At 65.4% G+C, this 24,930-nt stretch carries 26 protein-coding genes; 12 read left to right on the top strand and 14 right to left on the bottom strand.

Going from position 1 to position 24,930, the window contains the following annotated elements:
* Positions 1 to 76: 76 nt before the first annotated feature.
* Both FJV43_RS21450 and FJV43_RS21445 read left to right on the top strand, forming a co-directional pair.
* Positions 77 to 460, top strand: a complete 384-nt coding sequence (locus FJV43_RS21450; RefSeq protein ID WP_028134137.1) for a carboxymuconolactone decarboxylase family protein — start codon at positions 77 to 79, stop codon at positions 458 to 460.
* Positions 461 to 576: 116 nt separating this feature from the next.
* Positions 577 to 1,485: an NAD(P)-dependent oxidoreductase gene (locus FJV43_RS21445; protein ID WP_239620670.1), complete on the top strand. Its 909-nt coding sequence runs from the start codon at positions 577 to 579 to the stop codon at positions 1,483 to 1,485.
* Positions 1,486 to 1,489: 4 nt separating this feature from the next.
* Here FJV43_RS21445 and lysA read toward each other — a convergent pair whose 3' ends face one another.
* The 3 genes from lysA to argH all read right to left on the bottom strand — a co-directional run bounded on the left by lysA (position 1,490) and on the right by argH (position 4,554).
* Positions 1,490 to 2,755 (bottom strand): diaminopimelate decarboxylase, encoded by a 1,266-nt coding sequence (gene lysA, locus FJV43_RS21440; RefSeq protein WP_239620669.1) that lies wholly within the window; start codon positions 2,753 to 2,755, stop codon positions 1,490 to 1,492.
* A 23-nt stretch (positions 2,756 to 2,778) separates the two neighbouring features.
* Positions 2,779 to 3,063 (bottom strand): lipoprotein, encoded by a 285-nt coding sequence (locus tag FJV43_RS21435; protein ID WP_197965983.1) that lies wholly within the window; start codon positions 3,061 to 3,063, stop codon positions 2,779 to 2,781.
* 93 nt (positions 3,064 to 3,156) lie between these two features.
* Positions 3,157 to 4,554, bottom strand: a complete 1,398-nt coding sequence (gene argH, locus FJV43_RS21430) for an argininosuccinate lyase (RefSeq protein ID WP_239620663.1) — start codon at positions 4,552 to 4,554, stop codon at positions 3,157 to 3,159.
* Between the two features lie 105 nt (positions 4,555 to 4,659).
* Here argH and FJV43_RS21425 point away from each other — a divergent pair, with 105 nt between their 5' ends.
* Positions 4,660 to 5,325, top strand: coding sequence for a TlpA disulfide reductase family protein (locus FJV43_RS21425; RefSeq protein ID WP_239629539.1), 666 nt, complete (start codon positions 4,660 to 4,662; stop codon positions 5,323 to 5,325).
* A 4-nt stretch (positions 5,326 to 5,329) separates the two neighbouring features.
* Here FJV43_RS21425 and FJV43_RS21420 read toward each other — a convergent pair whose 3' ends face one another.
* From FJV43_RS21420 to FJV43_RS21395, 6 genes are all read right to left on the bottom strand, one after another.
* Positions 5,330 to 5,524 (bottom strand): hypothetical protein, encoded by a 195-nt coding sequence (locus tag FJV43_RS21420; protein WP_028182113.1) that lies wholly within the window; start codon positions 5,522 to 5,524, stop codon positions 5,330 to 5,332.
* Positions 5,525 to 5,595: 71 nt separating this feature from the next.
* Positions 5,596 to 6,477, bottom strand: a complete 882-nt coding sequence (locus FJV43_RS21415; RefSeq protein ID WP_239629537.1) for a 3-hydroxybutyryl-CoA dehydrogenase — start codon at positions 6,475 to 6,477, stop codon at positions 5,596 to 5,598.
* Positions 6,478 to 6,671: 194 nt separating this feature from the next.
* Complete coding sequence (locus FJV43_RS21410) at positions 6,672 to 7,616, bottom strand: FAD-binding protein (protein WP_239620661.1); 945 nt, start codon at positions 7,614 to 7,616, stop codon at positions 6,672 to 6,674.
* Positions 7,616 to 8,365: an electron transfer flavoprotein subunit beta/FixA family protein gene (locus FJV43_RS21405; protein ID WP_028178514.1), complete on the bottom strand. Its 750-nt coding sequence runs from the start codon at positions 8,363 to 8,365 to the stop codon at positions 7,616 to 7,618. The genes FJV43_RS21410 and FJV43_RS21405 overlap by 1 nt, the downstream gene beginning before the upstream one ends.
* A gap of 126 nt (positions 8,366 to 8,491) precedes the next feature.
* The gene (locus tag FJV43_RS21400; RefSeq protein ID WP_239620660.1) at positions 8,492 to 9,064 is read right to left on the bottom strand and encodes a cob(I)yrinic acid a,c-diamide adenosyltransferase; all 573 of its coding nucleotides are present in this window, start codon (positions 9,062 to 9,064) and stop codon (positions 8,492 to 8,494) included.
* Between the two features lie 65 nt (positions 9,065 to 9,129).
* Positions 9,130 to 9,324, bottom strand: coding sequence for a twin transmembrane helix small protein (locus FJV43_RS21395; RefSeq protein WP_239620658.1), 195 nt, complete (start codon positions 9,322 to 9,324; stop codon positions 9,130 to 9,132).
* Positions 9,325 to 9,621: 297 nt separating this feature from the next.
* Between FJV43_RS21395 and FJV43_RS21390 the strand changes: the two genes are divergently transcribed.
* On the top strand, positions 9,622 to 10,515 hold the full coding sequence (locus FJV43_RS21390) for a YihY/virulence factor BrkB family protein (protein ID WP_061880683.1): 894 nt from the start codon (positions 9,622 to 9,624) through the stop codon (positions 10,513 to 10,515).
* Here the strand turns inward: FJV43_RS21390 and FJV43_RS21385 are convergent.
* Positions 10,442 to 11,701: an ATP-binding protein gene (locus FJV43_RS21385; RefSeq protein WP_239620657.1), complete on the bottom strand. Its 1,260-nt coding sequence runs from the start codon at positions 11,699 to 11,701 to the stop codon at positions 10,442 to 10,444. The two genes, FJV43_RS21390 and FJV43_RS21385, sit on opposite strands and share 74 nt — an antisense overlap.
* 101 nt (positions 11,702 to 11,802) lie before the next feature.
* Complete coding sequence (gene gluQRS, locus FJV43_RS21380) at positions 11,803 to 12,672, bottom strand: tRNA glutamyl-Q(34) synthetase GluQRS (protein ID WP_239620655.1); 870 nt, start codon at positions 12,670 to 12,672, stop codon at positions 11,803 to 11,805.
* A 190-nt stretch (positions 12,673 to 12,862) separates the two neighbouring features.
* Here gluQRS and FJV43_RS21375 point away from each other — a divergent pair, with 190 nt between their 5' ends.
* Positions 12,863 to 13,516: a DNA-3-methyladenine glycosylase 2 family protein gene (locus FJV43_RS21375; protein ID WP_239620653.1), complete on the top strand. Its 654-nt coding sequence runs from the start codon at positions 12,863 to 12,865 to the stop codon at positions 13,514 to 13,516.
* On the opposite strand, the gene FJV43_RS21370 is transcribed toward FJV43_RS21375, so the two are convergent.
* Positions 13,513 to 14,400: a LysR family transcriptional regulator gene (locus tag FJV43_RS21370; protein WP_239620652.1), complete on the bottom strand. Its 888-nt coding sequence runs from the start codon at positions 14,398 to 14,400 to the stop codon at positions 13,513 to 13,515. The genes FJV43_RS21375 and FJV43_RS21370 overlap by 4 nt on opposite strands.
* 179 nt (positions 14,401 to 14,579) lie before the next feature.
* Here FJV43_RS21370 and FJV43_RS21365 point away from each other — a divergent pair, with 179 nt between their 5' ends.
* From FJV43_RS21365 to FJV43_RS21340, 6 genes are all read left to right on the top strand, one after another.
* Positions 14,580 to 15,554, top strand: a complete 975-nt coding sequence (locus FJV43_RS21365; protein ID WP_239620650.1) for a nitronate monooxygenase family protein — start codon at positions 14,580 to 14,582, stop codon at positions 15,552 to 15,554.
* A gap of 31 nt (positions 15,555 to 15,585) precedes the next feature.
* The gene (locus FJV43_RS21360; protein WP_239620648.1) at positions 15,586 to 16,770 is read left to right on the top strand and encodes an ABC transporter substrate-binding protein; all 1,185 of its coding nucleotides are present in this window, start codon (positions 15,586 to 15,588) and stop codon (positions 16,768 to 16,770) included.
* 23 nt (positions 16,771 to 16,793) lie between these two features.
* Positions 16,794 to 18,320, top strand: coding sequence for an acyl-CoA synthetase (locus FJV43_RS21355; RefSeq protein ID WP_239620643.1), 1,527 nt, complete (start codon positions 16,794 to 16,796; stop codon positions 18,318 to 18,320).
* A 160-nt stretch (positions 18,321 to 18,480) separates the two neighbouring features.
* Positions 18,481 to 20,244, top strand: a complete 1,764-nt coding sequence (locus tag FJV43_RS21350; RefSeq protein WP_239620642.1) for an NAD(P)/FAD-dependent oxidoreductase — start codon at positions 18,481 to 18,483, stop codon at positions 20,242 to 20,244.
* Between the two features lie 144 nt (positions 20,245 to 20,388).
* Complete coding sequence (locus FJV43_RS21345) at positions 20,389 to 21,366, top strand: peptidyl-alpha-hydroxyglycine alpha-amidating lyase family protein (RefSeq protein WP_239620641.1); 978 nt, start codon at positions 20,389 to 20,391, stop codon at positions 21,364 to 21,366.
* Positions 21,367 to 21,570: 204 nt separating this feature from the next.
* Entirely contained in the window at positions 21,571 to 22,074 is a 504-nt protein-coding gene (locus FJV43_RS21340) for an HNH endonuclease (RefSeq protein WP_239620638.1), read from the top strand.
* A 22-nt stretch (positions 22,075 to 22,096) separates the two neighbouring features.
* On the opposite strand, the gene FJV43_RS21335 is transcribed toward FJV43_RS21340, so the two are convergent.
* Entirely contained in the window at positions 22,097 to 23,440 is a 1,344-nt protein-coding gene (locus FJV43_RS21335) for an IS5 family transposase (protein WP_239620637.1), read from the bottom strand.
* Between the two features lie 234 nt (positions 23,441 to 23,674).
* On the bottom strand, positions 23,675 to 24,556 hold the full coding sequence (locus tag FJV43_RS21330; RefSeq protein WP_239620635.1) for a DMT family transporter: 882 nt from the start codon (positions 24,554 to 24,556) through the stop codon (positions 23,675 to 23,677).
* Positions 24,557 to 24,703: 147 nt separating this feature from the next.
* Between FJV43_RS21330 and FJV43_RS21325 the strand changes: the two genes are divergently transcribed.
* A complete protein-coding gene (locus tag FJV43_RS21325) occupies positions 24,704 to 24,925 on the top strand; it encodes a dodecin (RefSeq protein ID WP_239620633.1) in 222 nt (73 codons plus the stop codon).
* The last annotated feature ends 5 nt before the right edge of the window (positions 24,926 to 24,930 follow it).

Raw genomic sequence — 24,930 nt, 5'->3', positions numbered from 1 at the left:
AACACGAGGACGTGACTGGCCCGGTGCAACCCCGTAATTTCCGCGCGCCATCCCTGAGGGAAACGAAGGAAACGCCATGGACAAGAAGATGCACGACAAGGGCCTGGAGGTCCGCAAAGCGGTGCTGGGCGAAGCCTATGTCAACAACGCCCTGAAGAACGTCGACGATTTCAACCGCCCGTTCCAGGAGATGCTCAACGAATATTGCTGGGGCACGGTGTGGGGCCGCGAGGAGCTGCCGCGCAAGACCCGCAGCATGCTCAACATCGCCATGATCGCGATCCTCAACCGCCAGCACGAGTTTCGCGCGCATCTCAAGGGTGCGCTGACCAATGGCGTGACGCGCGAGGAGATCCGCGAGATCCTGATGCAGGTCGCGATCTATGGCGGCATGCCCGCCGCGGTCGACAGCTTCCGGATCGCGCGCGAGGTGTTCGCGGAGATCGACGGGAAGGCGTAGCCAATTCCGCGCTGCCGTCCCGGGCCGACGCGCGCTTGAGGCGCGCTTGTGCGGGACGATTTCGGCGATGGAACCCGCATCTTCCACAACGACAAAGAAGCAAAAAAGGAAACACCATGGACATCGGATTCATCGGGCTCGGAAACATGGGCTTCCCGATGGCGCGGCGGCTGATCGAGGCGGGACACAAGCTCGTCGTGTTCGACACGCGCAAGGACGTCGCAGGCAGGCTCGTGGCGCTTGGCGCGACCGCGGCGGCGTCGCCAAAGGACGTCGCCGATCAGGTCGAGACCGTGATGGCGAGTTTGCCTTCGCTGCAGGCTTCACTCGACGTCGCAACGGGAGCGAACGGCGTGATCGAGGGCAGCCGCGCAAGACGCTTCGTCGATCTCTCCACCGTCGGCTCGACGATGGCAGCGAAGATTCACGGCCTGCTCGCCAAGCGCAACATCGTGCAGGTCGACTGCCCCGTCTCCGGCGGCGTCGGCGGCGCCGAGAAGGGCACGCTGGCGGTGATGGTGTCAGGACCGAAGGCCGAGTTCGAGCTGCTGAAGCCCGCGCTCGACGTCATCGGAAAAGTGTTCTTCATCGGCGAGAAGCCCGGCGCGGCGCAGACCATGAAGCTCGCCAACAATTTCCTGTCGGCTACAGCGATCGTGGCGACCTCGGAAGCGGTGGTGATGGGCGTGAAGGCGGGGCTCGATCCCGCCGTGATGATCGACGTCATCAATGCCGGCTCCGGCATGAACACTGCGAGCCGCGACAAGTTTCCGCGCGCGGTGCTGCCGCGCACGTTCGACTTCGGCTTTGCCACGGGGCTGATGGTCAAGGACGTGCGGCTGGCGCTGGAGGAGATGAAGCAGCTCGGCCTGTCGATGGAGGTTGCCGATGCGGTCGGGCGGCTATGGGAAACCGTGATCAGTTCGGAAGGCGCCGAGTCCGATTTCACCGCCGCGATCAAGCCGATCGAGAGGAAGGCGGGAGTTGTGGTCGGCGGCGCAAAGGGCGGATTGGCGGGGAAGTAGCGCCTCACAGCCACGGCGCGGGCTTGTCCATCGCGATGAGCTGCTCGACTTCGATGCGCGGGCGCACCACGGCGTATTGATCGCCCTTCACCAGCACCTCGGGCACCAGCGGCCGGGTGTTGTAGGTGCCGGCCTGGACGGCGCCATAGGCGCCCGCGGTCATGATGGCGAGGAGATCGCCCGCCTTCGGCGCCGGCAGCGTACGGTCGAGCGCGAGATAGTCGCCGGTCTCGCAGACCGGGCCGACGACGTCGGCCATGATCGTCGCCGCGCCCTTGGCCGCCTGCGTCACCGGCAGGATGTCGTGATAGGCCTCATACAGCGTCGGGCGGATCAGATCGTTCATCGCGGCGTCGATGATCACGAAGTTCTTGCCGTCGCCGTGCTTCACATAGATGACCTTGGCAACCAGGATGCCGGCATTGCCCACGATCATGCGGCCGGGCTCGAACATCAGCGTGCAGCCGAGATTATGGCTCACGCGCTTGACCATGGCGGCATAGGCGGCGGGCTCCGGCGGCGCCTCTCGGTCCATGTAATATGGGATGCCGAGACCGCCGCCGAAATCGACGTGGCTGATGTCGTGGCCGTCGGCGCGCAGCGTCTGCACGAATTCGGCGAGGATGCGGAACGCGGTCTCCATGTTGGAGAGGTCGGTGATCTGGCTGCCGATATGCACGTCGGTGCCGGTCACTTCGATGCCGGGCAGCCTGGCGGCGCGTGCATAGACCTCGCGCGCATGCGCGATCGGGATGCCGAACTTGTTCTCGGACTTGCCGGTCGAAATCTTGGCATGCGTGCCGGCATCGACATCCGGATTGACACGGAGCGAGATCCGCGCGGTCTTGCCCATCGCGGTCGCAAGGTGTGACAACAATTCGAGCTCGGGCTCGGATTCCACGTTGAGGCAGAGGATGTCGGCGGCAAGCGCGGCGCGCAGCTCCTCTTCCGTCTTGCCGACGCCGGAAAACACGATCTTGCTGGCCGGGAAACCGGCGGCCAGCGCGCGCTTCAATTCACCGCCGGAGACGACGTCGGCGCCGGCGCCCAGCTTGGCCAGCGTGCGCAGCACCGACTGGTTGGAGTTCGCCTTCATGGCGTAGCAGACCAGCGCCTTCTCGCCGGCGAAGGCATCGGCGAAGACGCGGTAGTGCCGCTCCAGCGTCGCGGTCGAATAGCAATAGAACGGCGTGCCGACGGTGGCGGCCAGCTCGGACAGGTTCACCGCCTCGGCGTGCAGCACGCCGTTGCGATAGTCGAAATGGTTCATGGCGCAGGCTCGCTTGTCCCGGCTTATTTCCTGCCGGGAGGTTCGTCCAGGAGCGGGTCGAGAATAAACGGTTTCTTCCTGCCCTTGGCCGCCGCGGGCGCAGCATCCACACCGTAGGTCGGGTTGAACACGCTCGGCGTCCTCTGGACTTCGGTCTCGGTATCAACAGGTGCGGCGCCGCCGGCCGTGGAGGCGGTCGGCGGCAAGTCGAGCGGGCCCTTTCGGCCGCAGCCGGCAAGCGCGAGCGCCGTCAGGCTCAAGACAATGATGGCCCACCCCGAGCCGGCCGGGCGAAACTTTGACGTCACAACGAAATCCCCACTACGCGGCGCGCACCATACAGAGATTGGCGCGCTCTGGCGAGAGCCGGATGACCATGAAACATAAGCGAAATTTTGCCCTCAGCCCGATTTTCGCTCTTTTTCCAGCCGCTTCGCCCAGGCCTTGGCCTGCGACGCGACGTTCTTCGGCGCGGTGCCGCCGAAGCTGGTGCGGCTCTTCACCGACGATTCGACCGAGAGCACGCCGAACACGTCCTTGGTGATCTTGGGCTCGATCGCCTGCATCTCCTTCAGCGGCAGTTCGTGCAGCGCCACGCCGCCCTCGGCGGCCTTGGCGACGATGCGGCCGGTGACGTGATGGGCCTCGCGGAACGGCATTTTCAGCGTCCGCACCAGCCAGTCGGCGAGGTCGGTCGCGGTGGCGTACCCCTCGCCCGCCGCCGCTTTCATCCTGGCTTCATCCGGCACGAGGTCGCGGACCATGCCGGTCATGGCGCGGATCGCCAGCGACAGCGCGGCAAAGCCTTCCATGGCACCCTGCTTGTCCTCCTGCATGTCCTTTTGATAAGCGAGCGGCAGGCCCTTCATGACGATCAGGAGACCGTTGAGCGCGCCGATGACGCGCCCGGTCTTGGCGCGCACGAGTTCGGCGGCGTCCGGGTTGCGCTTCTGCGGCATGATCGAGGAGCCGGTGGTGAACTTGTCGCTGAGGCGGATCAGTCCGACCAGCGGCGAGGTCCAGATCACGATCTCCTCGGCAAAACGCGACATGTGCACGGCGCAGATCGAGGCCGCCGACAGCGTCTCCAGCACGAAGTCGCGATCGGAGACCGCGTCGAGCGAGTTCGCCATCGGGCGGTCGAACAGGAGCGCCTTGGCGGTGGCGTGGCGGTCGATCGGGAACGAGGTCCCGGCGAGCGCGGCCGCGCCGAGCGGGGATTCGTTCAGCCGCTTGCGCGCATCCTGGAAACGGCCGCGGTCGCGCGCGGCCATCTCGACATAGGCGAGCAAATGGTGGCCGAAGGTGACGGGCTGCGCGGTCTGCAGATGCGTGAAGCCGGGCATCACGGTGCCGGCATGCTCCAGGGCACGCTCGACCAGCGCCTGCTGGAACGCGGCGAGCGCGGCATCGGTCTCGTCGATGACGTCGCGGACGAACAGGCGGAAATCTGTCGCGACCTGGTCGTTGCGCGAACGCGCGGTATGCAGGCGGCCGGCGGCGGGGCCGATCAGCTCCGACAGGCGGCTCTCGACATTCATATGGATGTCCTCGAGCGCGCGCTTGAATGCGAAGCCGCCCTTGCCGATCTCTGACAAAATCGTGTCTAGACCCTTGCCGATATTTTTCGCATCAGAGGCCGTAATGATGCCCTGCGTGGCCAGCATGGCAGCGTGAGCCTTGGACGCGGCAATGTCCTGGGCGAAGAGGTGACGATCGACGTCGATGGAGACGTTGATCTCTTCCATGATCTCGTCGGGACGTTCCGAGAACCGGCCGCCCCACATCTTGTTGCTCATGATCCCTTGCTCACGCCTTGCCTGTCGCTAGCCACGTTTGCTGGCCTCGGCCAGCCGTATTAAGAGGCCCCTGATAGCCATATCTGCGACCGGATGACAAACGATATGCTCGACAAGAAGCCCTCCGCCACGCGCCGCATCCCCCTCGTCATCGCCACCGTGGCGATCGGAGGACTGGCCGGCTTCGCCGCGCTGTATGGGCTCGGCCTGAGCCGGGCGCCGTCAGGCGATCCGGTGTGCCGGACGGCGGTGGCTACGGCCTCGAGGATCGCCCCGCTCGCCCATGGCGAGGTGGCGGCGCTGACCATGGCGAGCGCCCCGTTGAAGCTGCCCGACCTCGCCTTCGAGGACGCCGACGGCAAGCCGAAAAAGCTGTCCGACTTCCGCGGCAAGACGCTGCTGGTAAATCTCTGGGCGACGTGGTGCGTGCCCTGCCGGAAAGAGATGCCGGCGCTGGACGAGCTCCAGGGCAAGCTGGCGGGCCCGAATTTCGAGGTGGTGGCGATCAATATCGACACCCGCGACCCGGACAAGCCCAAGAGCTTCCTGAAAGAGGCCAACCTGACCCGGCTCGGCTATTTCAGCGATCCGAAAGCCAAGGTGTTCCAGGACCTTAAGGCCATAGGCCGGGCGCTGGGCATGCCGACCTCGGTGCTGGTCGACCCGCAGGGCTGCGAGATCGCGACGATTGCGGGGCCGGCGGAATGGGCGAGCGAGGACGCGCTCAAGCTGCTCCGCGCCGCGACCGGCAAGGCCGCCGCATCGCTTTAGGAATTCAGGCGGTGACGTTGAGATTGCCGCCGACGCCGGGGCCGACATTGGCCAGCGAGGGTTGGCCCGCGCCCATCAGCGTCAGGACGGTCGACTTTTCCATGTCCATGTTCTGCTTCGTCAGCGTCGCTGCGATGTTCGATTGCAGCGCGCCTTGCTGAGCGGCCAGCATGGTGCTGACCATCGCCATCATGTCCATTACGCGAACCCTCTTACCGGCCGTAACCTAGGCGCGAGAGGTTAACGCGTCATGAATTGACACAAAGCGGATCAGCGCGTCGGAACCGGCTTGGCGCCGCGGTAGTCGTAGAAGCCGCGCTGGGTCTTGCGGCCGAGCCAGCCGGCCTCGACGTACTTCACCAGCAGCGGGCACGGGCGGTACTTGGAGTCCGCCAGCCCCTCGTGCAGCACCTGCATGATGGAGAGGCAGGTATCGAGGCCGATGAAATCGGCGAGTTCGAGCGGGCCCATGGGATGGTGGGCCCCGAGCTTCATCGCGGCGTCGATCGCCTCGACATTGCCGACGCCTTCATACAGCGTGTAGATCGCCTCGTTGATCATCGGCAGCAGGATGCGGTTGACGATGAAGGCCGGGAAATCCTCGGAGACCGCGACCTGCTTGCCGAGCTTGCCGACGAATTCCTTGGCGGTCTCGAAGGTGGAGTCGTCGGTGGCGATGCCGCGGATCAGCTCGACCAGCTCCATCAGCGGCACCGGATTCATGAAGTGAATGCCGATGAAGCGCTCCGGCCGGTCGGTGGCGGCGGCAAGCCGCGTGATCGAGATCGAGGACGTATCGGAGGCGACGATCGCCTCCGGCTTCAACACCGCGCAGAGCTCGTGGAAGATCTTCCGCTTGACCTCTTCCTTCTCGACCGCGGTCTCGATGACGAGGTCGCAATCGGCAAGGTCGTCCAGTTTTTCGGCGAGCGTGATGCGCGCCATCGCCTTGGCCTTGTCGTCCTCGGTGACGGCCTTCTTGGAGACCTGGCGCGCCAGATTGCCGTTGATGGTGGCCATGCCCGACTTGAGACGGTCGGGCGAGACGTCGTTGAGCACCACGTCGAAGCCGGCCAGCGCCGCGACATGCGCGATGCCGTTGCCCATCTGACCCGCGCCGATCACGCCGACCTTCTTGATCACTGCCGCCATCATGTCATCCACCGGAACGGCGCGCGACGAGCGCACCCTGCCTATCCCCTTGAGCCGGGAGGTCCGATTTAATCAGAACCTTGGCTCGAAACCTAGATTGGATCGCTTCGAAGGCGCGCCCACGCCAAAGAAAACGCCTCAGAAATGCAACACCGGCCGGAGTTTATACCTCCGGCCGGTGTTTTCGATGCCTTTTACTTGCCGAGCTTGCCGAGTTCGGCCGTCAGCTCCGGAACCGCCTGGTAGAGATCGGCGACCAGGCCGTAATCGGCAACCTGGAAGATCGGCGCGTCCTCGTCCTTGTTGATCGCAACGATCACCTTGGAGTCCTTCATGCCGGCCAGATGCTGGATGGCGCCGGAAATGCCGACCGCGACATAGAGCTCGGGCGCCACGACCTTGCCGGTCTGCCCGACCTGCCAGTCGTTCGGCGCATAGCCCGCATCGACCGCCGCGCGCGAGGCACCGACACCAGCGCCCAGCTTGTCGGCGAGCGGCTCGATGTATTTCGCGAAGTTCTCGCGGCTCTGCATGGCCCGGCCACCGGAGACGATGATCTTGGCCGAGGTCAGCTCGGGACGATCGCTCTTGGCAACCTCCTCGCCGATGAACGACGACAAGCCCGGATCGGCGGCCGCCGCCACGTTCTCGACCGCAGCGCTGCCGCCCTCGCCTGCCGCGGCGAAGGTCGAGGTCCGCACCGTGATGACCTTCTTGGCATCCTTCGACTTCACCGTCTGGATGGCGTTACCGGCATAGATCGGGCGCTCGAAGGTATCGGGCGCGACCACCTTGATGATCTCGGAGACCTGCATCACGTCGAGCAGAGCGGCGACGCGGGGCATCACGTTCTTGAAGCGCGAGGTCGCCGGCGCGACGATCGCGTCATAGCCGGAAGCCAGCGAGACGATCAGCGCAGCCAGCGGCTCGGCGAGATCGTGCGCGTAGAGGTCGCCATCGGCGAGCAGCACCTTCTTGACGCCGGCGAGCTTGGCGGCGGCATCCGCCGCGGCCTTGGCGTTCTGGCCGGCGACCAGCACCTCGACATCCGCGCCGAGCGCGCTAGCTGCGGTCAGGGCCTTGTTGGTCGCATCCTTGAGCGACGCATTGTCGTGTTCGGCAATCAGAAGCGTCGTCATCAGAGCACCCCGGCTTCGTTCTTGAGTTTCGACACCAGCTCGGCGACGTCCTTGACCTTGACGCCTGCCTTGCGGCCCGCCGGCTCCGTCGTCTTGAGAACCTCGAGACGCGCGGCGACGTCGACGCCGTAATCGGCCACGGTCTTCTCCGCGATCGGCTTCTTCTTGGCCTTCATGATGTTGGGCAGCGAGGCGTAGCGCGGCTCGTTGAGGCGGAGATCGGTGGTGACGATCGCCGGTCCCTTCAGCTTGACGGTCTGGAGGCCGCCATCGACTTCGCGGGTGACCTTGAAGTCGGACCCTTCGACCTCGAGCTTCGAAGCGAAGGTCGCCTGCGACCAGCCGAGCAGCGCGGCCAGCATCTGGCCGGTCTGGTTCGAGTCGTCGTCGATCGCCTGCTTGCCGAGGATGATCAGGCCCGGCTGCTCTTCGTCGGCAACCTTCTTCAGGATCTTGGCCACGGCGAGCGGCTCGACGGCGCCTTCGGCCTTCACCAGGATGCCGCGGTCGGCGCCCATGGCGAGGCCAGTGCGGATCGTCTCCGATGCCTGCGCAGGTCCGATGGAGACCACCACGACCTCGGTGGCCTTGCCGCCTTCCTTCAGGCGCAGCGCTTCCTCGACTGCGATTTCGTCGAACGGGTTCATGGACATCTTGACGTTGGCGAGTTCAACGCCCGATCCATCGCCCTTGACGCGGACCTTGACGTTGTAATCGACCACCCGCTTTACCGGCACTAAGACCTTCATCGATCCTCTTTCACTCAATCTGGGAGGGGGGTTATCAACTGGCGCGGAACCTAAAGGCCTGATCTGCCCCGGTCAACGCGCGAACGGGTCTAATTTTGGCCTTCTGAAATGCGGGAGCGCGATGGGTCAGCGGTTCTGGCCGGGAACCCAAAGCACGTCGCCGGCGCCATTGCCGTTAGCCGTCCGGCTGGCCACAAACAGGAAGTCGGACAGGCGATTCATATATTGGATGCCAGCCGCGCTGACCTGCTCGCCGGGCCGGGCCGCCAGTTCCACAATCACGCGTTCCGCCCTGCGGCATATCGTGCGCGCCACATGCAGATAGGCTGCGGCCGGCGTGCCGCCGGGAAGCACGAAGGAGGTCAGCGGAGCGAGCTTGTCGTTGAGCGTGTCGATATCGCGCTCGAGCCGCTCGACCTGGCTCGTCACCACCCGCAGCCGCTCAGCCTTGCCCTCCCGCTCGGGCACGGCAAGATCGGCGCCGAGATCGAACAGATCATTCTGGATGCGGCCGAGCATCGCATCGAGGTCGGGCATGTCCCGCGTATGGAGCCTGACCACGCCGATCGCGGCATTGGTCTCGTCAACGGTGCCATAGGCTTCGATGCGCAGATCGTATTTCGGACGCCGCTCGCCGGTTCCGAGCGCCGTCGTGCCGTCGTCACCGGTCTTGGTGTAGATACGGTTCAGCACCACCATGCTGGTTTCCTTGGTTTCAGGGCATGATCTTGTCGGAAAACCGTTACGCACTTTTCCGTCATGCCCTATCGCCCCATCGCCCAGACCGCGAGCATCGCGATGATGATCGCCAGGAACTGAAGCAGCACGCGCCAGCGCATCAGCTTCTGCGAGGTATTGGGCGAGCCGCCGCGCATCATGTTGATGAGCCCGAGCAGCAGCACCAACGCCACGGCGCCGGCGGCCGCCGGCAGGATGAAAGTACTCAAGAGAGATGCCATTGGACGTAGATAACACCACGTGCGCGGATGCGCCATGGTGCCGCAGCAAACGCCGGCGTCACTCCGCCGCGAAGCGAAGCATCGAGCCCGGAATCCACTCCTCCAGGTGCGTTGCGGCCAAATGGGATTCGAGGCTCGCGCTGCGTGCGCCCCGGAATGACGGCGGAGCGTTTCGCGATCTGGCTTTTGACCCAATAATGTCAGATGGTAGCGGAATGATTTCCGATTTGCGCCAATTGCCTGCTCTCTTCGCCTCTCTCCGCGTGCGGGGAAAGAGAGCAGCGGTGTAGGTGGCCGTTGAAAGCGATCCGCTACATCTACGTCGTCGTGATGGATGCGTTCTACACCTTCCTCGCCGATGACGGCTGGGCGATCGCAAGCCACATCGCGTTGTCGACGCTGATGGCGCTGTTCCCGTTCCTGATCGTGCTGACCTCGCTCGCCGGCGTCTTCGGCTCCAAGGAACTCGCCGACCAGGCGGCCAGCCTGATGCTCCAGGTCTGGCCCAAGCAGGTCGCCGATTCGATCTCGGGCGAGGTGCATGACGTGCTGACCACGACCCGCACCGGCATTCTGACCATCGGCGCGGCGCTGTCGGTCTATTTCGCCTCCAACGGCGTCGAGGCGCTGCGGGTCGCACTCAACCGCGCCTACGCGGTGGTGGAGATGCGACGCTGGTACTGGCTGCGGCTGGAATCGATTGCCTATACGCTGATTGCAGCCTTCACTGCCCTCGCGATGGCGTTCCTGATCGTGCTCGGTCCGCTGATCATCGAGGCCGCGCGGCGCCACATTCCCCTGTTCGTCGAATCGAACGAAAGCATTCTCACCTGGCTGCGCTACGGCATCACCATCGGCGCGCTCGTGGTTGCGCTGTTCATCCTGCACGCCTGGCTGCCGGCGGGACGGCGCAGCTTCCTCCAGATCATGCCGGGCATCATCTTCACGGTGGTGGCGTCCCTGGTCTCCGGCGTCGTCTTCGGACAGTATCTGGCGCGCTTCGCCAACAACTACGTGACCATGTATGCGGGGCTCGCCTCGGTGATCATCGCGCTGGTGTTCCTGTATTTCATCGCCGCGATCTTCGTTTACGGCGGTGAGCTCAACGCCGCGATCATCAAGTCGCGGCTTCCTCATGGCGTGTCGCTTCAAGCAGCGCAGTCGCTAAAGCCCGCGGAGACACAGGCTTGACCAGGAAGGCGTCGGCGCCGGCCGCGCGCGATGCTGCCTCGTCCTCGCCGCGGCCGGACACGCCGATGATCGGGATCCGGGCCAGCGGCGTCGACAGCGCGCGGATCCGCCTGATGGCTTCGATACCGTCGATGCCCGGCAGCACCATGTCCATCAGCACCGCGTCGAACCCGCCCTGCTCCAGCCGGCCGACCGCGTCCTCGCCGCGCCCGATGAACTCGGCTTGATGGCCGAGCTCGGTCAGGATCGTGTTGAGCACGACGCGGCCGAACGGATTGTCCTCGACGCTGAGCACGCGAAGGCCCGCGACCGCCTCGGGCCCGCTACCCTTCGCCTTGCTGCTCTTGTCCGATCCCGTGGCGTCCAGCGACACCGTCAACGTGAAGGTGGCGCCACCACCGCGGCGCGGAGCGACGGTGATGTCGCCGCCCATCGCACGTGCCAATTGCTTGACCGAAGAGAGCCCCAAGCCGGCGCCGCCGAAGCGCGACGCGATGGTGACATTGGCCTGGGTGAACGGGCGGAACAGCCGCTTGATCTCGGCCATGGTCAGGCCGATGCCGCTGTCGGACACCGCAAAGGAGACACCGACCCTGCCCTTGCCCTTTGCTTTGGCGGGACGCCACGGCTCGACTGCGAGCGCCACGCCGCCCTGGTCGGTGAATTTGACGGCATTGTCGATCAGGTTCTCGAGCGCCGCGCGCAGGCGGACGGGATCACCGACCACGAGTCCCGGGAGCTTGTCGGAGATCTCGACCTCGGCCTGGAGACCTTTGGCCGCGGCGCGGCCGGCCAGCGAATCGCCGGCGCTGCGGGCGAGCGTCCGTAGATCGAACAGGTCCTGCCGCAGCGTGCTGCCGCCCCTCCCCGTTCCCTTGCCGGTTCTGGCGGCATCCACGAACAGCGTGGCAAGGCTCGCCAGATGCTCGGCACCGGCCTTGATGGTATCGGCCCACCGCCGTTCCCGTTCGCCGAGATCGGAAGTCGCGAGCAGATCGCTGATCGCCAGAATGCCGGTCAGGGGAGTGCGGACCTCATGGGCAAAGGCGGCCAGCGCCGCCTGGACCACGTCGGGCGCGACCGCCTTGGTGCTGCGCTTGCGCACCTTTCCGGCCGGCCCGGACCGCTTCCGAGGCAGCCGCCTGGACGTCCGCGTGGTGCGCACTGGACGCGTTTTCGCCGCCATGAATCCCCTTCGAAGTACTCTCTTCGAACCCCGCGCGGACCGAGCATGGCACGGAGGAACACCCGGAGTCACGGCGACGTTTTGCTAACCCCCAGAGAAACTTAACCTAATCCCACCAGCTGGCGGACGCGGGCGGACGTGACGCCGGCCGCGCGCAAGGCGCGCAAGCCGGTCGACCGGCTCGATTTCGACAGCTTCCGGCCCGCCTCATCGCGAATCAGTGGGTGATGGCGATAGGCGGGCTCGGGCAGGCCGAGCAGGACCTGGAGCAGGCGGTGGACGGCCGTCGCATGAAACAGGTCCTGGCCCCGCACGATCTCGCTGACACCCTGGAGCGCGTCGTCGACGACCACCGACAGATGGTAGCTGGTCGGCGTCTCCTTGCGGGCCAGGATCACGTCGCCCCACGCCTCCGGCCGCGCCGAGACGATGCCGCGCTCGCCGTCCGGTCCCTCGCCGCGCTCATTCCAGTTCAGACGGGCGGCACGGCGGCAGGCGGCCTGCATGTCGAGCCGCAGCGCATAAGGCGCGCCTGATGCGATCAAATGCGACCGTTCGTCAGCCGACAATGATTTGGCGTCGCCGGGATAAAGCGGCGCGCCATCGGGATCGCGCGGCCACGGCCCGTCCACCTCGCGCGCGGCGATGAGCCTTGCGATCTCGGCCCGGCTTTCGAAAGTGGGATAGACGAGACCGAGCGCGGAGAGCCTTTCCAGCGCGGCACGATAATCACCGAGATGCTCGGACTGCCGGCGCACCGGCGTTTCCCAGGCAATTCCGAGCCAGGCGAGATCCTCGTAGATCGCCGCCTCGTATTCCGGCCGGCAGCGCGTCGCGTCGATGTCCTCGATCCGCAGCAACAGCCGCCCGCCGGTCTCCCGCGCGCGATCGAAGTTGAGCAGCGCGGAATAGGCGTGGCCGAGATGCAGGAGGCCGTTGGGGCTGGGGGCAAATCGGAAAACGGGTGGCATCAGTCGACATATCTCGTCATGGCCGGGCTTGTCCCGGCCATCCACGTTCTTCGATGCCGCCTGCCGATCATGTCAAGGTGCCGGACAAACACCACAACCACCGCTCATGCTAGACAATACGTCACGGTTAGAAAGACGTGGATGGCCGGGACAAGCCCGGCCATGACGTCGGAGAGCTTGTCGGACCATCATGACCATCCACCTCGAAACCCAGTCCGATCTCGAAGAGGCCGTCCACGCGCTGATCAAGCGCGATCCGCGCCTCAGGCCCGTGCTCGAGATCGCGGGCATGCCGGCGCTGCGGCGGCGCGAGCCGGGCTTTACCGGCCTTGCGCACATCGTCTGCGGACAGCAGCTCTCGACCGCGAGCGCCGCGGCGATTTGGGGTCGGCTGTCGGCCGCGTTCGATCCGCTCGACCATGACGCGGTGCGCCGCGCCCGCACCGACCGGCTGGGGCGGCTCGGCCTCTCCGCCGCGAAGATCAAGACGCTGAAGCATCTGGCACGCGAGATCGCCGCCGAGCGGCTGAACCTCGACGTGCTCGCGGAGGAAGATGCCGATGCTGCCCATCACACGCTGATCGCGCTGCCCGGCATTGGGCCGTGGACCGCCGACGTCTACCTGCTGTTCTGCCTCGGCCACGGCGATGCCTGGCCGGCCGGCGACCTTGCCGTGCAGGAGGGCATCCGTATCGGGCTCGGTCTGAAGGCGCGGCCGACCGAGAAGCAGATGGCGCCGCTCGCCGAACCCTGGCGTCCGCTGCGCGGCGCGGCCGCGCATCTGTGGTGGAGCTACTATCGCGCCGTGAAGAAGCGCGAGGGCGTGCTCGCGGGATCGGGCTAACCGCGCAGCCTCGCGCGGTCGGCCCGGGCGCATTCGGCAACGAAGTCGACCACGGCGCGCACCGCCGGAAGCTCGACGAGGTCGGGATGGGCCAGCAGCCATAGATCCGCGACGCTGGCGAGCTTCTGCGGGGCGACGCGCACGAGATCGGAATAGGCTTCGGCGACGAAGCACGAGAGCGCGGAGATTCCGATCCCGGCGCGGACCGCCGCCAGCATGTCCCCCTGGGATGAGCAGCGCATCACCACCCTCGCCTGCCGCGTGACGACGTCGCTCCAGCGCGCAAGCTGCGCGTTGGATGCCTGGTCGGCGAAGCCGATGACGCTGTGCTCCTTCCAATCGCCGCGCCGTTCAGGCAAGGGCCGCCCGGCGGCATAATCGCGCGAGGCATAGAATCCCGTGCCGAGACGGCCGATCTTGCGACCGACCAAGTTTTCCTCGCCGCTGTCGAAGGGCCGCAGCACCACGTCCGCCTCACGCCGGCGCACGCTCGCCGGAAACGGATGGGTGATGATCTCGAGCTGGATATGATCGTGCGCACGCAGGAAGGCAGGCAAGCGCGGCATCAGCCAATGCGAGGCCAGCGTCGCGCCGATCGACAGCTTGACGATGCCGCGCGCCTTGTGTCCTCCCGCCGCGACCGCGGTCTCGGCCCGTAGCGCTGCGGCCGCCATTGCCTCCGCGTGCTCACGCAACGTCCTTCCATCCGCGGTCAGCGCCAGGCCGTCGGCGGCGCGCGCCACCAGTCGGGTGCCGAGCTGGGCTTCCAGCGCCGCGATCTTGCGGCTGACGGTGGGATGGCTGGTGTGCAGCCGGCGGGCGGCGGCGGTGAAGCTGCCGGTATCGGCCACCGCGACGAAGGTCTTGCAAAGGTCCCAGTCCATCGGACGCCCTGTTCATCTCTGAATGACGATCCGTTCATTATTGAACGGCCGGAGCGCGCCGTCCAACCTTATAGTGGGATCAAATCCGCAAACGCGGGCGGCAATCCGCCCGCGCGACAATCAACAGGGAAACGCCTCGTCATCCGCCCGCCGGCGGGGCCGCGTTTCAGGAGGACATGATGGCGCTGCCCACTCTCTTGAAGGATTCACTCGAGCTGCCCGTGGTCGGCTCACCTCTGTTCATCGTTTCCGGACCGGAGCTGGTGATCGCCCAGTGCAAGGCGGGCGTGGTCGGCTCGTTTCCCGCGCTCAATGCCCGTCCTGTCGAGAAGCTGGACGAGTGGCTGAGCCGCATCGAGAACGAGCTCGGCGAATACAAATCGCGCAATCCCGGCAAGAAGGTTGCGCCCTACGCCGTCAACCAGATCTGCCATGCCTCCAATGACCGGCTGATGAAGGACATGGAGACCTGCGTAAAGCACAAGGCGCCTATCATCATCACCTCACTGCGGCCACCGGCGGAGATCGTCGAGGCCGCGCACTCCTATGGCGGGCTGGTGTTCCACGACGTCATCAACGTCAAGCATGCGCGCAAGGCCGCCGAACAGGGCGTGGACGGCCTGATCCTGGTCTGCGCCGGTGCGGGCGGACATGCCGGCACGCTGTCACCCTTCGCGCTGGTGCGCGAGGTCAAGCAATGGTTCGACGGCGCGATCCTGCTGTCGGGCGCAATCAGCGACGGCTTCGGCATCGCCTCCGCACTGACGCTGGGCGCCGACCTCGCCTATATGGGCACGCGCTTCATCGCGACGCAGGAAGCCAATGCCGACGCAGCCTACAAATCCGCGCTGACGCAGCATGCCGCGCACGATATCGTCTACACCAACCTGTTCACCGGCGTGCACGGCAACTATCTCGGCCCCTCCATCGCCGCCGCCGGATTGGACCCGGACAATCTGCCGGCCGCCGACAAATCGAAGATGAACTTCGGCTCCGGCGGCAACATGAAATCGAAGGCGTGGCGCGACATCTGGGGATCGGGCCAGGGCATCGGCCAGATCACCGATGTCCCTCCCGTCGCGGAGCTCGTCGATCGGATGAAAGGTGAATTCGATCAGGCCCGGCAGGATTTCCTGATGCGCGCGAGCGCCTGACGTCTCGAACTGGCAAAAACGGGAGGATGCAATGAAGCTGGCAGCCGCACTGATCGGCCTGTCCCTGCTGGCGCTCGCCGGCGGGAGCGCCCATGGCGAAGGCAGCGACGAGATCCGCATCGGACAGACCCTGCCCTATAGCGGGCCGGCATCCGGCTTCGGCGCGATCGGGCGGACGCAGGAAGCCTTCTTCGAGAAGATCAATGCCGATGGCGGCATCAACGGCCGCAAGGTCAAGTTCATCACGCTGGACGACGCCTATTCGCCGCCGAAGACGGTCGAGCAGACCCGCAAGCTGGTGGAGCAGGACGAGGTGCTGATGATGTTCGGCTCGCTCGGCACCGCGACCAACACCGCGGTACAGCGCTACCTCAACGGCAAGAAGGTGCCCCAGCTCTTCGTGCTCTCCGGCGCGACGAAATGGGCCGACCCGCAGAAATATCCATGGACCATGCCCGGCATGGCCGCCTACGAATCCGAGGGCGTGGTCTATGCCAAGCACGTGCTGCGGACCAAGCCGAGCGCCAAGATCGCCATCCTGTCCCAGAACGACGATTTCGGCCGCGACTATGTCGCCGGCTTCAAGCGCGCGCTCGGCGACAAGGCCGCCAGCATGATCATCGCCGAGCAGACCTATGAGACCAGCGCGCCGACGATCAGCTCGCAGCTCTCGACCCTGAAGTCATCTGGCGCCGACGTGCTGTTTGGCGTCGTGCTCGGAAAGTTCACCTCGCAGATGATCAAGGGCGTGGCCGAGATCGGCTGGAAGCCCGAGCTGTTCTTCGTGCCGACCTCGGCCTCGTCGATCTCGTTCCTGGAGCCGGCCGGGCTCGACAACGCGGTCGGCCTGATCTCGTCGAGCAATCAGAAGGACACGATGGACCCGCAATGGGCCAGCGATCCCGGGGTGAAGGAGTACTTCGCCTTCATGAAGCAGTACATGCCGAATGCGGACCTCTCCAACTCCAACTATGCGGCCGGCTACCACTACGCGACGCTGCTGATGACGGTGCTGAAGGCCTGCAAGGGTGATTTCAGCCGCGAGAACATCATGCGCCAGGCGGCCTCGCTGAAGGAGGTGAAGCTGCCGCTGCTGCTGCCGGGCATCGCCGTTTCGACCGGGCCAGACGACTATCTGCCGTTCCAGCAGCTTCAGCTCCGACGCTTCAACGGCAAGAGCTGGGTGGGCTTCGGCGACGTGCTCGACGATCGCTGACTCCAGTGGAACAGGGACGGACCATGATCATCAGCGGCGAACGCCGGATCGGCTATGACGAGATCCAGGCGCGCATCAAGCGCGCCGCGAGCGGGCTTCGCGCCCTCGGCGTTGCCGAAGGCGCGCCGGTCGCGATGATGCTGCGCAACGACTTCGCCCTGTTCGAGGTGGTTGCGGCCTCGGCCGCACTGGGCAGCCCGGTGGTGCCGATCAACTGGCATCTCAAGGCCGAGGAGGTCCGTTACATCCTGACCGACAGCGGCGCGACGATTCTGGTCTGCCACGCCGATCTGCTGCCGCAGATTCGCGGCGGCATTCCGGACGATGTCCGCTTGCTCGTCGTCGCGACGCCACCCGAGCTCGCGGCGACCTTCGCAATTCCCCCCGACCTGACCGAGGTCCCGGCGGGGTCGATGGATTGGGACCGCTGGCGCGACGGCCATCCGGAATCGCAGGAGCCGCCGCGCCGGGCCGCGGCGATGATCTACACTTCGGGGACCACCGGCATGCCGAAGGGCGTGCGGCGCATGCCGATGCAGCCCGAGCAGGCGGCGGCTTCCGAGCGCGTCGGCGCGATCGCCTACGGCATCAAGCCGCGCGAGGGCCAGGTCGTGCTGATCAACGGGCCGATGTATCATTCGGCGCCGCATTCCTACGGCATGATGGCGTTCCGCAACGGCTGCACCATCGTCCTCCAGGCGCGGTTCGATGCCGAGGAGCTCTTGGCGCTGATCGAACGCCACCGTGTGACGCATATCCACATGGTGCCGACCATGTTCGTGCGCCTGCTCCGCCTGCCCGAGACGGTGAGGCAGCGTTATGACCTGTCGTCGCTGCGGTTCGTCGTTCACGGCGCGGCGCCCTGCCCGCCCGAGGTGAAGCGGGCCATGATCGCGTGGTGGGGACCCGTCATCAACGAATATTTCGGCTCGACCGAGACCGGCATCCCGGTGTGGCACTCGGCCGAGGAGGCGCTGAGGAAACCCGGCACAGTCGGCCGCGCCATCGAAGGCGGCATCGTCAAGATCTTTCGCGACGACGGCAGCCTCTGTGGCGCGAACGAGGTCGGCGAGATCTACATGCGCCAGACGGCGGTGCCCGATTTTGACTATCACGGCAAGGCGCAGGCGCGCGCCGAGGCCGGGCGCGACGGTCTCGTCAGCGTCGGCGACGTCGGCTATCTCGACGAGGACGGCTATCTGTTCCTGTGCGACCGCAAGCGCGACATGGTGATCTCGGGCGGCGTCAACATCTATCCGGCCGAGATCGAGAATGTGCTGATCGCCATGCCCGGCGTCCGCGATTGCGCCGTGTTCGGCATCCCGGACGCGGAATATGGCGAGCGGTTGTGCGCCTGCATCGAGCCCGATTTGGCCGAAGAGCTCTCCGCCGCTGCGGTGCAGGCGTTTCTGCGCGAGCGGCTGGCCAACTTCAAGGTGCCGAAGGAGATCCAGTTCCTGGATGCGCTGCCACGGGAGGCGACCGGGAAGATCTTCAAGCGCAAGCTCCGCGATCCCTACTGGACGGACCGCAGGCCGGACGGGCCTTAGCCGGCCGCCACCGAATCCCGGCTTGAAGCATCGCCCGGCATATTCCGTCCGAGCAGGGCCGCATGCCTGCCTCGCTCGGGTCGCCCGCTTTTGGCGGTCCGCGAAACCGTATAGCGTCAGCCTCAGAGGAAACGCCGCGAAGACGGCCATGAGGTCGCGCATGCTGGACAAGACCAAGGATATTTCCGTCTCCGCACAGGCCTGGCTCGATGAGTTCGAGCGCGCCCTGGGCAAGCCCGATAGCGCCACCCTGACCCGCCTCTTCCTCGCCGACGGTTTTTGGCGCGATGTGCTGGCGCTCAGCTGGAACCTGCAAACAATCGCTGGCAGCGACACGGTCGTGCAGCAGCTGACGGCGCTCGCGCCCAAAGCGGCGCCGTCTCATTTCAGGATCGCGCCCAACCGCGCGCCGCCGCGCTGGGTGACGCGCGCCGGCACCAACACCATCGAAGCCATCTTCGATTTCGAAACCGCGCTCGGCCGCGGCAGCGGTATCCTGCGGCTCGTACCTGACAGCACCGACGGCGACCGGTTGAAGGCCTGGACGCTGCTGACCGCGCTCGATGAGCTCAAGGGCTTCGAGGAGCAACTCGGCACATCGCGCCCGCGCGGCCAGGCCTATTCGCGCGACTTTCGCGGGCCGAACTGGCTCGACCTGCGCAACGCCTCGCGCGACTATGCCGACCGCGATCCAGCCGTGCTGGTGGTCGGCGGCGGCCAGGCCGGGCTCGCGATTGCGGCGCGGCTGAAACAGTTGAAGGTCGACACGCTGATCGTCGATCGCGAGGCACGGATCGGCGACAACTGGCGCAAGCGTTACCACGCGCTGACGCTGCACAATCAGGTGCAGGTCAATCACCTGCCCTACATGCCCTTCCCGCCGAGCTGGCCGACCTATATCCCAAAGGACAAGCTCGCCAACTGGTTCGAAGCCTATGTCGATGCCATGGAGCTGAACTTCTGGACCGGCACCGAGTTCGAAGGCGGCGCCCATGACGAGGCCAGCGGCCACTGGACCGTGACGCTGCGCCGCTCCGACGGCAGCAAGCGCACCATGCATCCGCACCATGTGGTGATGGCGACCGGCGTCAGCGGCATCGCCAATGTTCCCGATATCCCGACCCTCGACAATTTCAAGGGCGCGCTGGTGCATTCCAGCCGCTACGAGGACGGCGAGAACTGGACCGGCAAGCGTGCCATCGTCATCGGCACCGGCAACAGCGGCCATGACATCGCGCAGGATCTCTATTCCAGCGGCGCCGAAGTGACGCTGGTGCAGCGCTCGCCGACGCTGGTCACCAATATCGAGCCGTCGGCGCAGCTCGCCTACGCGACCTACAATGAAGGCACGCTCGAGGACAATGATCTGATCGCGGCCTCGATGCCGACGCCGCTGGCGAAGACAGCGCATGTGATGCTCACGGAGCAATCGAAGGAGCTCGACAAGGAGCTGCTCGACGGCCTCCGCCGCGTCGGCTTCAAGCTCGACTTCGGCGAGGCCGGCACCGGTTGGCAGTTCAAATACCTCACGCGCGGCGGTGGTTATTATTTCAATGTCGGCTGCTCCAACCTGATCGTCGAGGGCAAGATCACGCTCAGGCAGTTTTCCGACATCGAGAGCTTCGTCACGAACGGCGCGCGGATGAAGGACGGCTCGACCATTGCAGCCGACCTCATCGTGCTCTCGACCGGCTACAAGCCGCAGGAATATCTGGTGCGTCAGCTGTTCGGCGATGCCATCGCCGACCGGGTCGGTCCGATCTGGGGCTTCGGCGACGGCTTCGAGCTCCGCAACATGTATGCGCGCACGAAGCAGCCCGGCCTCTGGTTCATCGCCGGCAGCCTCGCACAATGCCGGATCAATTCGAAATATCTCGCGCTCCAGATCAAGGCGGTCGAGGAAGGATTTTGGGGCGGCAGGTGAGCTCGGCTTGAACGCCATCGTCATTGCGAGCGCAGCGAAGCAATCCAGACCATATCCGCGGAAAGATTCTGGATTGCTTCGCTGCGCTCGCAATGACAGCGTGGAGAGGGCGTCGCCCGACGGCCAAATTGAGGGAGATCACAAATGCCAGCCATTCTCGGCAGCGGCGAGCATCGCTACCGCGTCGTCGAAAACTTCGCGAAACTTCCCGACGGCTGGCAGCTCACCGACGTCGCCTCGGTCGCGGTCGACAGCAAGGATCGCGTCTACGTCTTCAACCGCGGCGCCCATCCGATGGTGGTGCTGGACCGCGACGGCAATTTCCTGCGCAGCTGGGGCGAAGGACTGTTCTCCCGTGCGCATGGCCTGCACATCGATGCCGACGACAACCTCTATTGCACCGATGACGGCGACCACACGGTGCGCAAATGCACCACCGACGGCAAGGTGCTGCTCACGATCGGCATTCCCGCAAAGCCGGCGCCGTTCATGAGCGGCGAGCCGTTCCACCGCTGCACCCACACCGCACTGTCGCCGAAGGGCGAGATCTACGTCTCCGACGGCTACGGCAATGCGCGCGTGCACAAATTCACCCCTGACGGCAAGCTGACCAAAAGCTGGGGCGAGCCCGGCACCGACCCCGGCCAGTTCAACATCGTGCACAACATCGCGACCGATGCCGACGGCTGGGTCTATGTCGCCGACCGCGAGAACCACCGCGTGCAGGTGTTCAACGGCGAGGGCAGGTATGAGGCGCAGTGGAACAATCTGCACCGGCCCTGCGCGCTGTGCTGCTGCGGCCGCGGGAAGAGCCCGACCTTCGTCATCGGCGAGCTCGGCCCCGGCCTCGCCATCAACCGCAATGTGCCCAATCTCGGCCCGCGACTGTCGATCGTCGACGCCAAGGGAAATCGCATCGCGCGGCTTGGCGGCGAGGAGGGCCCGGGGGTTGCCAGCGGCAAATTCCTCGCCCCGCATGGCATCGCGCTGGACTCGAAGGGCGACATCTATGTCGGCGAGGTCGGCGTCACCAATTGGGAGAGCAGCTTTCCGGACGAGGAGATGCCGGCCGCGGTGCGCACGACGCGGTGCCTGCAGAAGCTGGAGCGGGTACGGGAGTAGCTGGCGCGGAAGGGCGGTCACGACGCGGGGGCGGCGGTTCCGCGCGCCCCCGGGATCGCGGCATTTTGAGCATTTTTGCCACCCCGCCGCCGCATTGCTTGCGCCTGAATAAGTCGCTCAACGGGCTTCACAATCCCGTCACGCTGCATGTAGTATGTCAGTACATGCTGCTTCGCAGCGTATATTGGAGGCCGGGAGCGTTACTTGAACGCACATGTCTCGCAAGGCAGTTGGCCGGTGTTGGTGCTGAATGCGGACTTCCGGCCGCTGAGTTACTACCCACTGTCGTTGTGGTCGTGGCAAGACGCGATCAAGGCGGTGTTCCTCGACCGCGTCAATATCGTCGCTCACTACGATCAGGCGGTCCACAGTCCCACCCTGCAGATGCAGCTGCCGAGCGTCGTCTCGCTCAAATCCTTCGTCAAGCCGACCACCCACCCCGCCTTCACCCGGTTCAACGTCTTCCTGCGCGATCGTTTCGCCTGCCAATATTGCGGCTCGCCCGAAGACCTCACTTTCGATCACATCATCCCGCGCAGCAAAGGCGGCCAGACCACCTGGGAGAACGTGGTCGCGGCGTGCTCGCCGTGTAACCTGCGCAAGGGCAATCTTACCCCTGCGCAGGCAAAGATGTTTCCGCGCCAGAACGCGTTCGCACCCACCGTGCACCAGCTGCACCGCAACGGCCGTCTCTTCCCGCCGAACTAGTCGTCCGTGAAGAACTCTGTCCTCAGGCTGGAACGGTCTGAGGCGCGGCAGTTAGAGCCGAGAGGATTTGGCGCAACAAAAGCCTGAGCCAGCGGATGAGGCGTCGGAAGTTGTAGCCAGCGGCGGCGAGGACGGCGTTGGCGGCATCGCCGCGACGGAACCAGAGATAATTGCGGCCCATGCGGTGCTCGGCTTTGAGATGGCCGATGACGGGCTCGACAGCGGCCCTGCGACGCAATTCGCGTTTGATGCTGGGTGTCACTCCTCGCTTCTGGCCGGAGATGAAGACCCTGAACCTGTAATCGGGCGGCGCGTTGTGGCCGCGATATCCCTTGTCGGCGAGGAGGCGCGCGATGGTGTTGCCGATCAGCGCCTCCATGTCCGGGATCACGGTGGCCAGCGTGTGACCGTCATAGGGATTGCCGGGCAGCGCCTTCACATGAGTGACGAACTGGCCGCCTTTGGCGTGGCCGATCGTGGTGGCGACGGAGACTTTGACGCCGAACTCGTAAGGCTTGTGAGCCTTACCCTTGCCGATGCACTCGACCTCCGGCGCGTGCAGGGAATAGACCTTCGGCCCCCGTTGACGCTGCTGCTGCTCGCGTACGCGCCGCGCCAGCAACAGCAATTTGGCGAACGCCGCTTCGAGCCCACCATTGCCCTCGATCTTGCGGCCGATGTCGCGGATCACGCGGCCCAGATAGGTTCGCAGCGTCTTGAGCGCCCGGTTGGCGCGCTTGAACTGCTTGGCGTGGGCATGGCGCTGGTGCTTGATCAGGGCGAACTTGCCTACCCGCGCATAGGACTGCCGCAAAGCCACCCCATGGCGCTGCGCCAGCCGCACCAGCTTCTCGCGCGCCCGGTTCAGAAGCTTTGCATCGGTGGGAAACGTCACGTTCTTGGGCTGAACCGTGGTGTCGACGATCACCCGCGACAGCTCCGACGGCTTGATTGCCTTGGTCCTGACGGCAACCGACAGGCTCTCCTGGATCAGTGCCGCCAGCCGTTCCTCACCCATGCGGTTGCGCCAGCGCGTCAGCGACGAGCGATCGAACACCAGCCGGTGCTGGAAGAACTCCTCGCCGCAGAAATGTTGGTAATAGGGGTTCTCGACCCACCGCTCGCACAGAACTTCGTCGGACAGGTCGTAGGTGTGCTTGAGGATCGCCAGCCCCGCCATCAGGCGCGTCGGCAGCGGCGGCCGGCCGGGGTCGTCGTCGTAAACCTCGCCGAACCGCTGTTCCAGAAAGCCCCAGTCCACGGTGCGCGATAGCGTCACCAGCGGATGCCTCATGTCGATGATCTGATCGAGCCGGGAGCGGAAAAGATCCTGCTCCCCCGTCTCGCGACGCTCTGGTGGCCGCATCGAATTCCCCGCCAATGCCGGTTCTTGGGCGAGTGAATCACAAATCAAGTTTGCAAGGAATCCCGCTCCAAAGCCCCGCTTTCCGGCAAATGCCGTTACCGCAAAATGCCGTTTCCTGATTCCAAATCAACGACTTGGGAATTCTTCACAGACGACGAACTACCTGCACGACAGCTGGCTCGACTATCTGTACTGGGATACGGAGCTGGATCCGTAGGACCGAACCTCCGCGCCTTACCCCCGCTGCAAGGCAAGTGTCACGCCGCCCAGCGTGAGCGCCATCGCCGTCCATTCGCGCAGGCCCAGCGGCTCGCCCAGGATGATGGCGGCGGAGACCACGCCGATCACGGGAACGATCAGCATGCCGGTCGAGGCCGTGGTCGGTGGCAGACGGCGCAGCGTCTCGAACCAGGTGACGTAGCAGATGCCCATCGGCACCAGCGTCATATAGACGAAGCAGCCGAGCCCCAGCGGGGTAATCGCAGTGATATCAGGACGCTCGAACAGGACGCCGAGGATCAGCATCGCGGCGCAGCCGAGACCGACCTGCCAGGCGACGACGACCAGCGGCGGCATCGGCAGCGGCTTGCGGTTGAGCACGTTGCCGAGCGCGAACAGGATGGCGCAGAGCAGCGCCAGCACGATGCCCAGCAGCTTGTCGGCGCCGAACGCAAAGCCGTTGCCGCTCAGAAGCAGCGTGACGCCGGCAACGCCTAGGACCAGCCCGAAAATATCCCTTGCGGCCGGCCGCGTGTGCAGCACCGGCCAGGCAAACAGCATCGCCCAGATCGGCATCGTATAGGCGAGCAGAGCGCCCTCGCTCACGGTGACATATTTCATGGCGACCGTGCCGAGACCCATCCAGGCAAAGACGTTGGTGAAGGTCGCAAACAGCAGCCGCGGGATGGCCTCGCGCGGCACGGCGAACGATTCCTTCCGGCTCAGCGCGAGGGTCACGAGAATGAGGGAGGCGCAGATCCCGGCAAGGCCACGTGCGAACAGGGGCGGCCATTGCTGGAGCAACAGCTTCATCAGCGGCCAGTTCAACGCCCAGCCGAAGGCCGTCACGCAGAGGCAGAGAGAGCCGATCGTCCTGTCGCGCTGCGCCGAATCCATGGCTAGCGCTTAGCAGGCGGACGCCGGCCGCTCCACCTCGGCTGGTGCATGCGGGCCATCGCGCAGGATGGAACCGGACCGCCTGGCGCTCGTTCAGATGGGAGCCCACGCGACGACGCGTGCCGCAGCGCAACCAAGGAGCCCATCATGCCTGCAGCCGAGCAAGACCATGTCTACAAGATCCTGGACCTGGTCGGATCGTCCGAGACCTCGATCGAGGACGCGATCAAGAACGCGATCAGCCGCGCGTCGAAGACCATTCGCGAGATGAAGTGGTTCGAGGTGGTGCAGACTCGTGGCCACATCGAGAACGGCACCGTCGGCCACTATCAGGTGACCTTGCGCGTCGGCTTCACGCTGGAGGGATGACGGTG

It is taken from the genome of Bradyrhizobium sp. I71, from assembly GCF_022354745.1.
Taxonomy (GTDB): Bacteria; Pseudomonadota; Alphaproteobacteria; order Rhizobiales; family Xanthobacteraceae; genus Bradyrhizobium; species Bradyrhizobium liaoningense.
The sequence above is the reverse complement of the archived record's forward strand: the minus strand, read 5'-3'. Positions and strand labels throughout refer to the sequence as shown.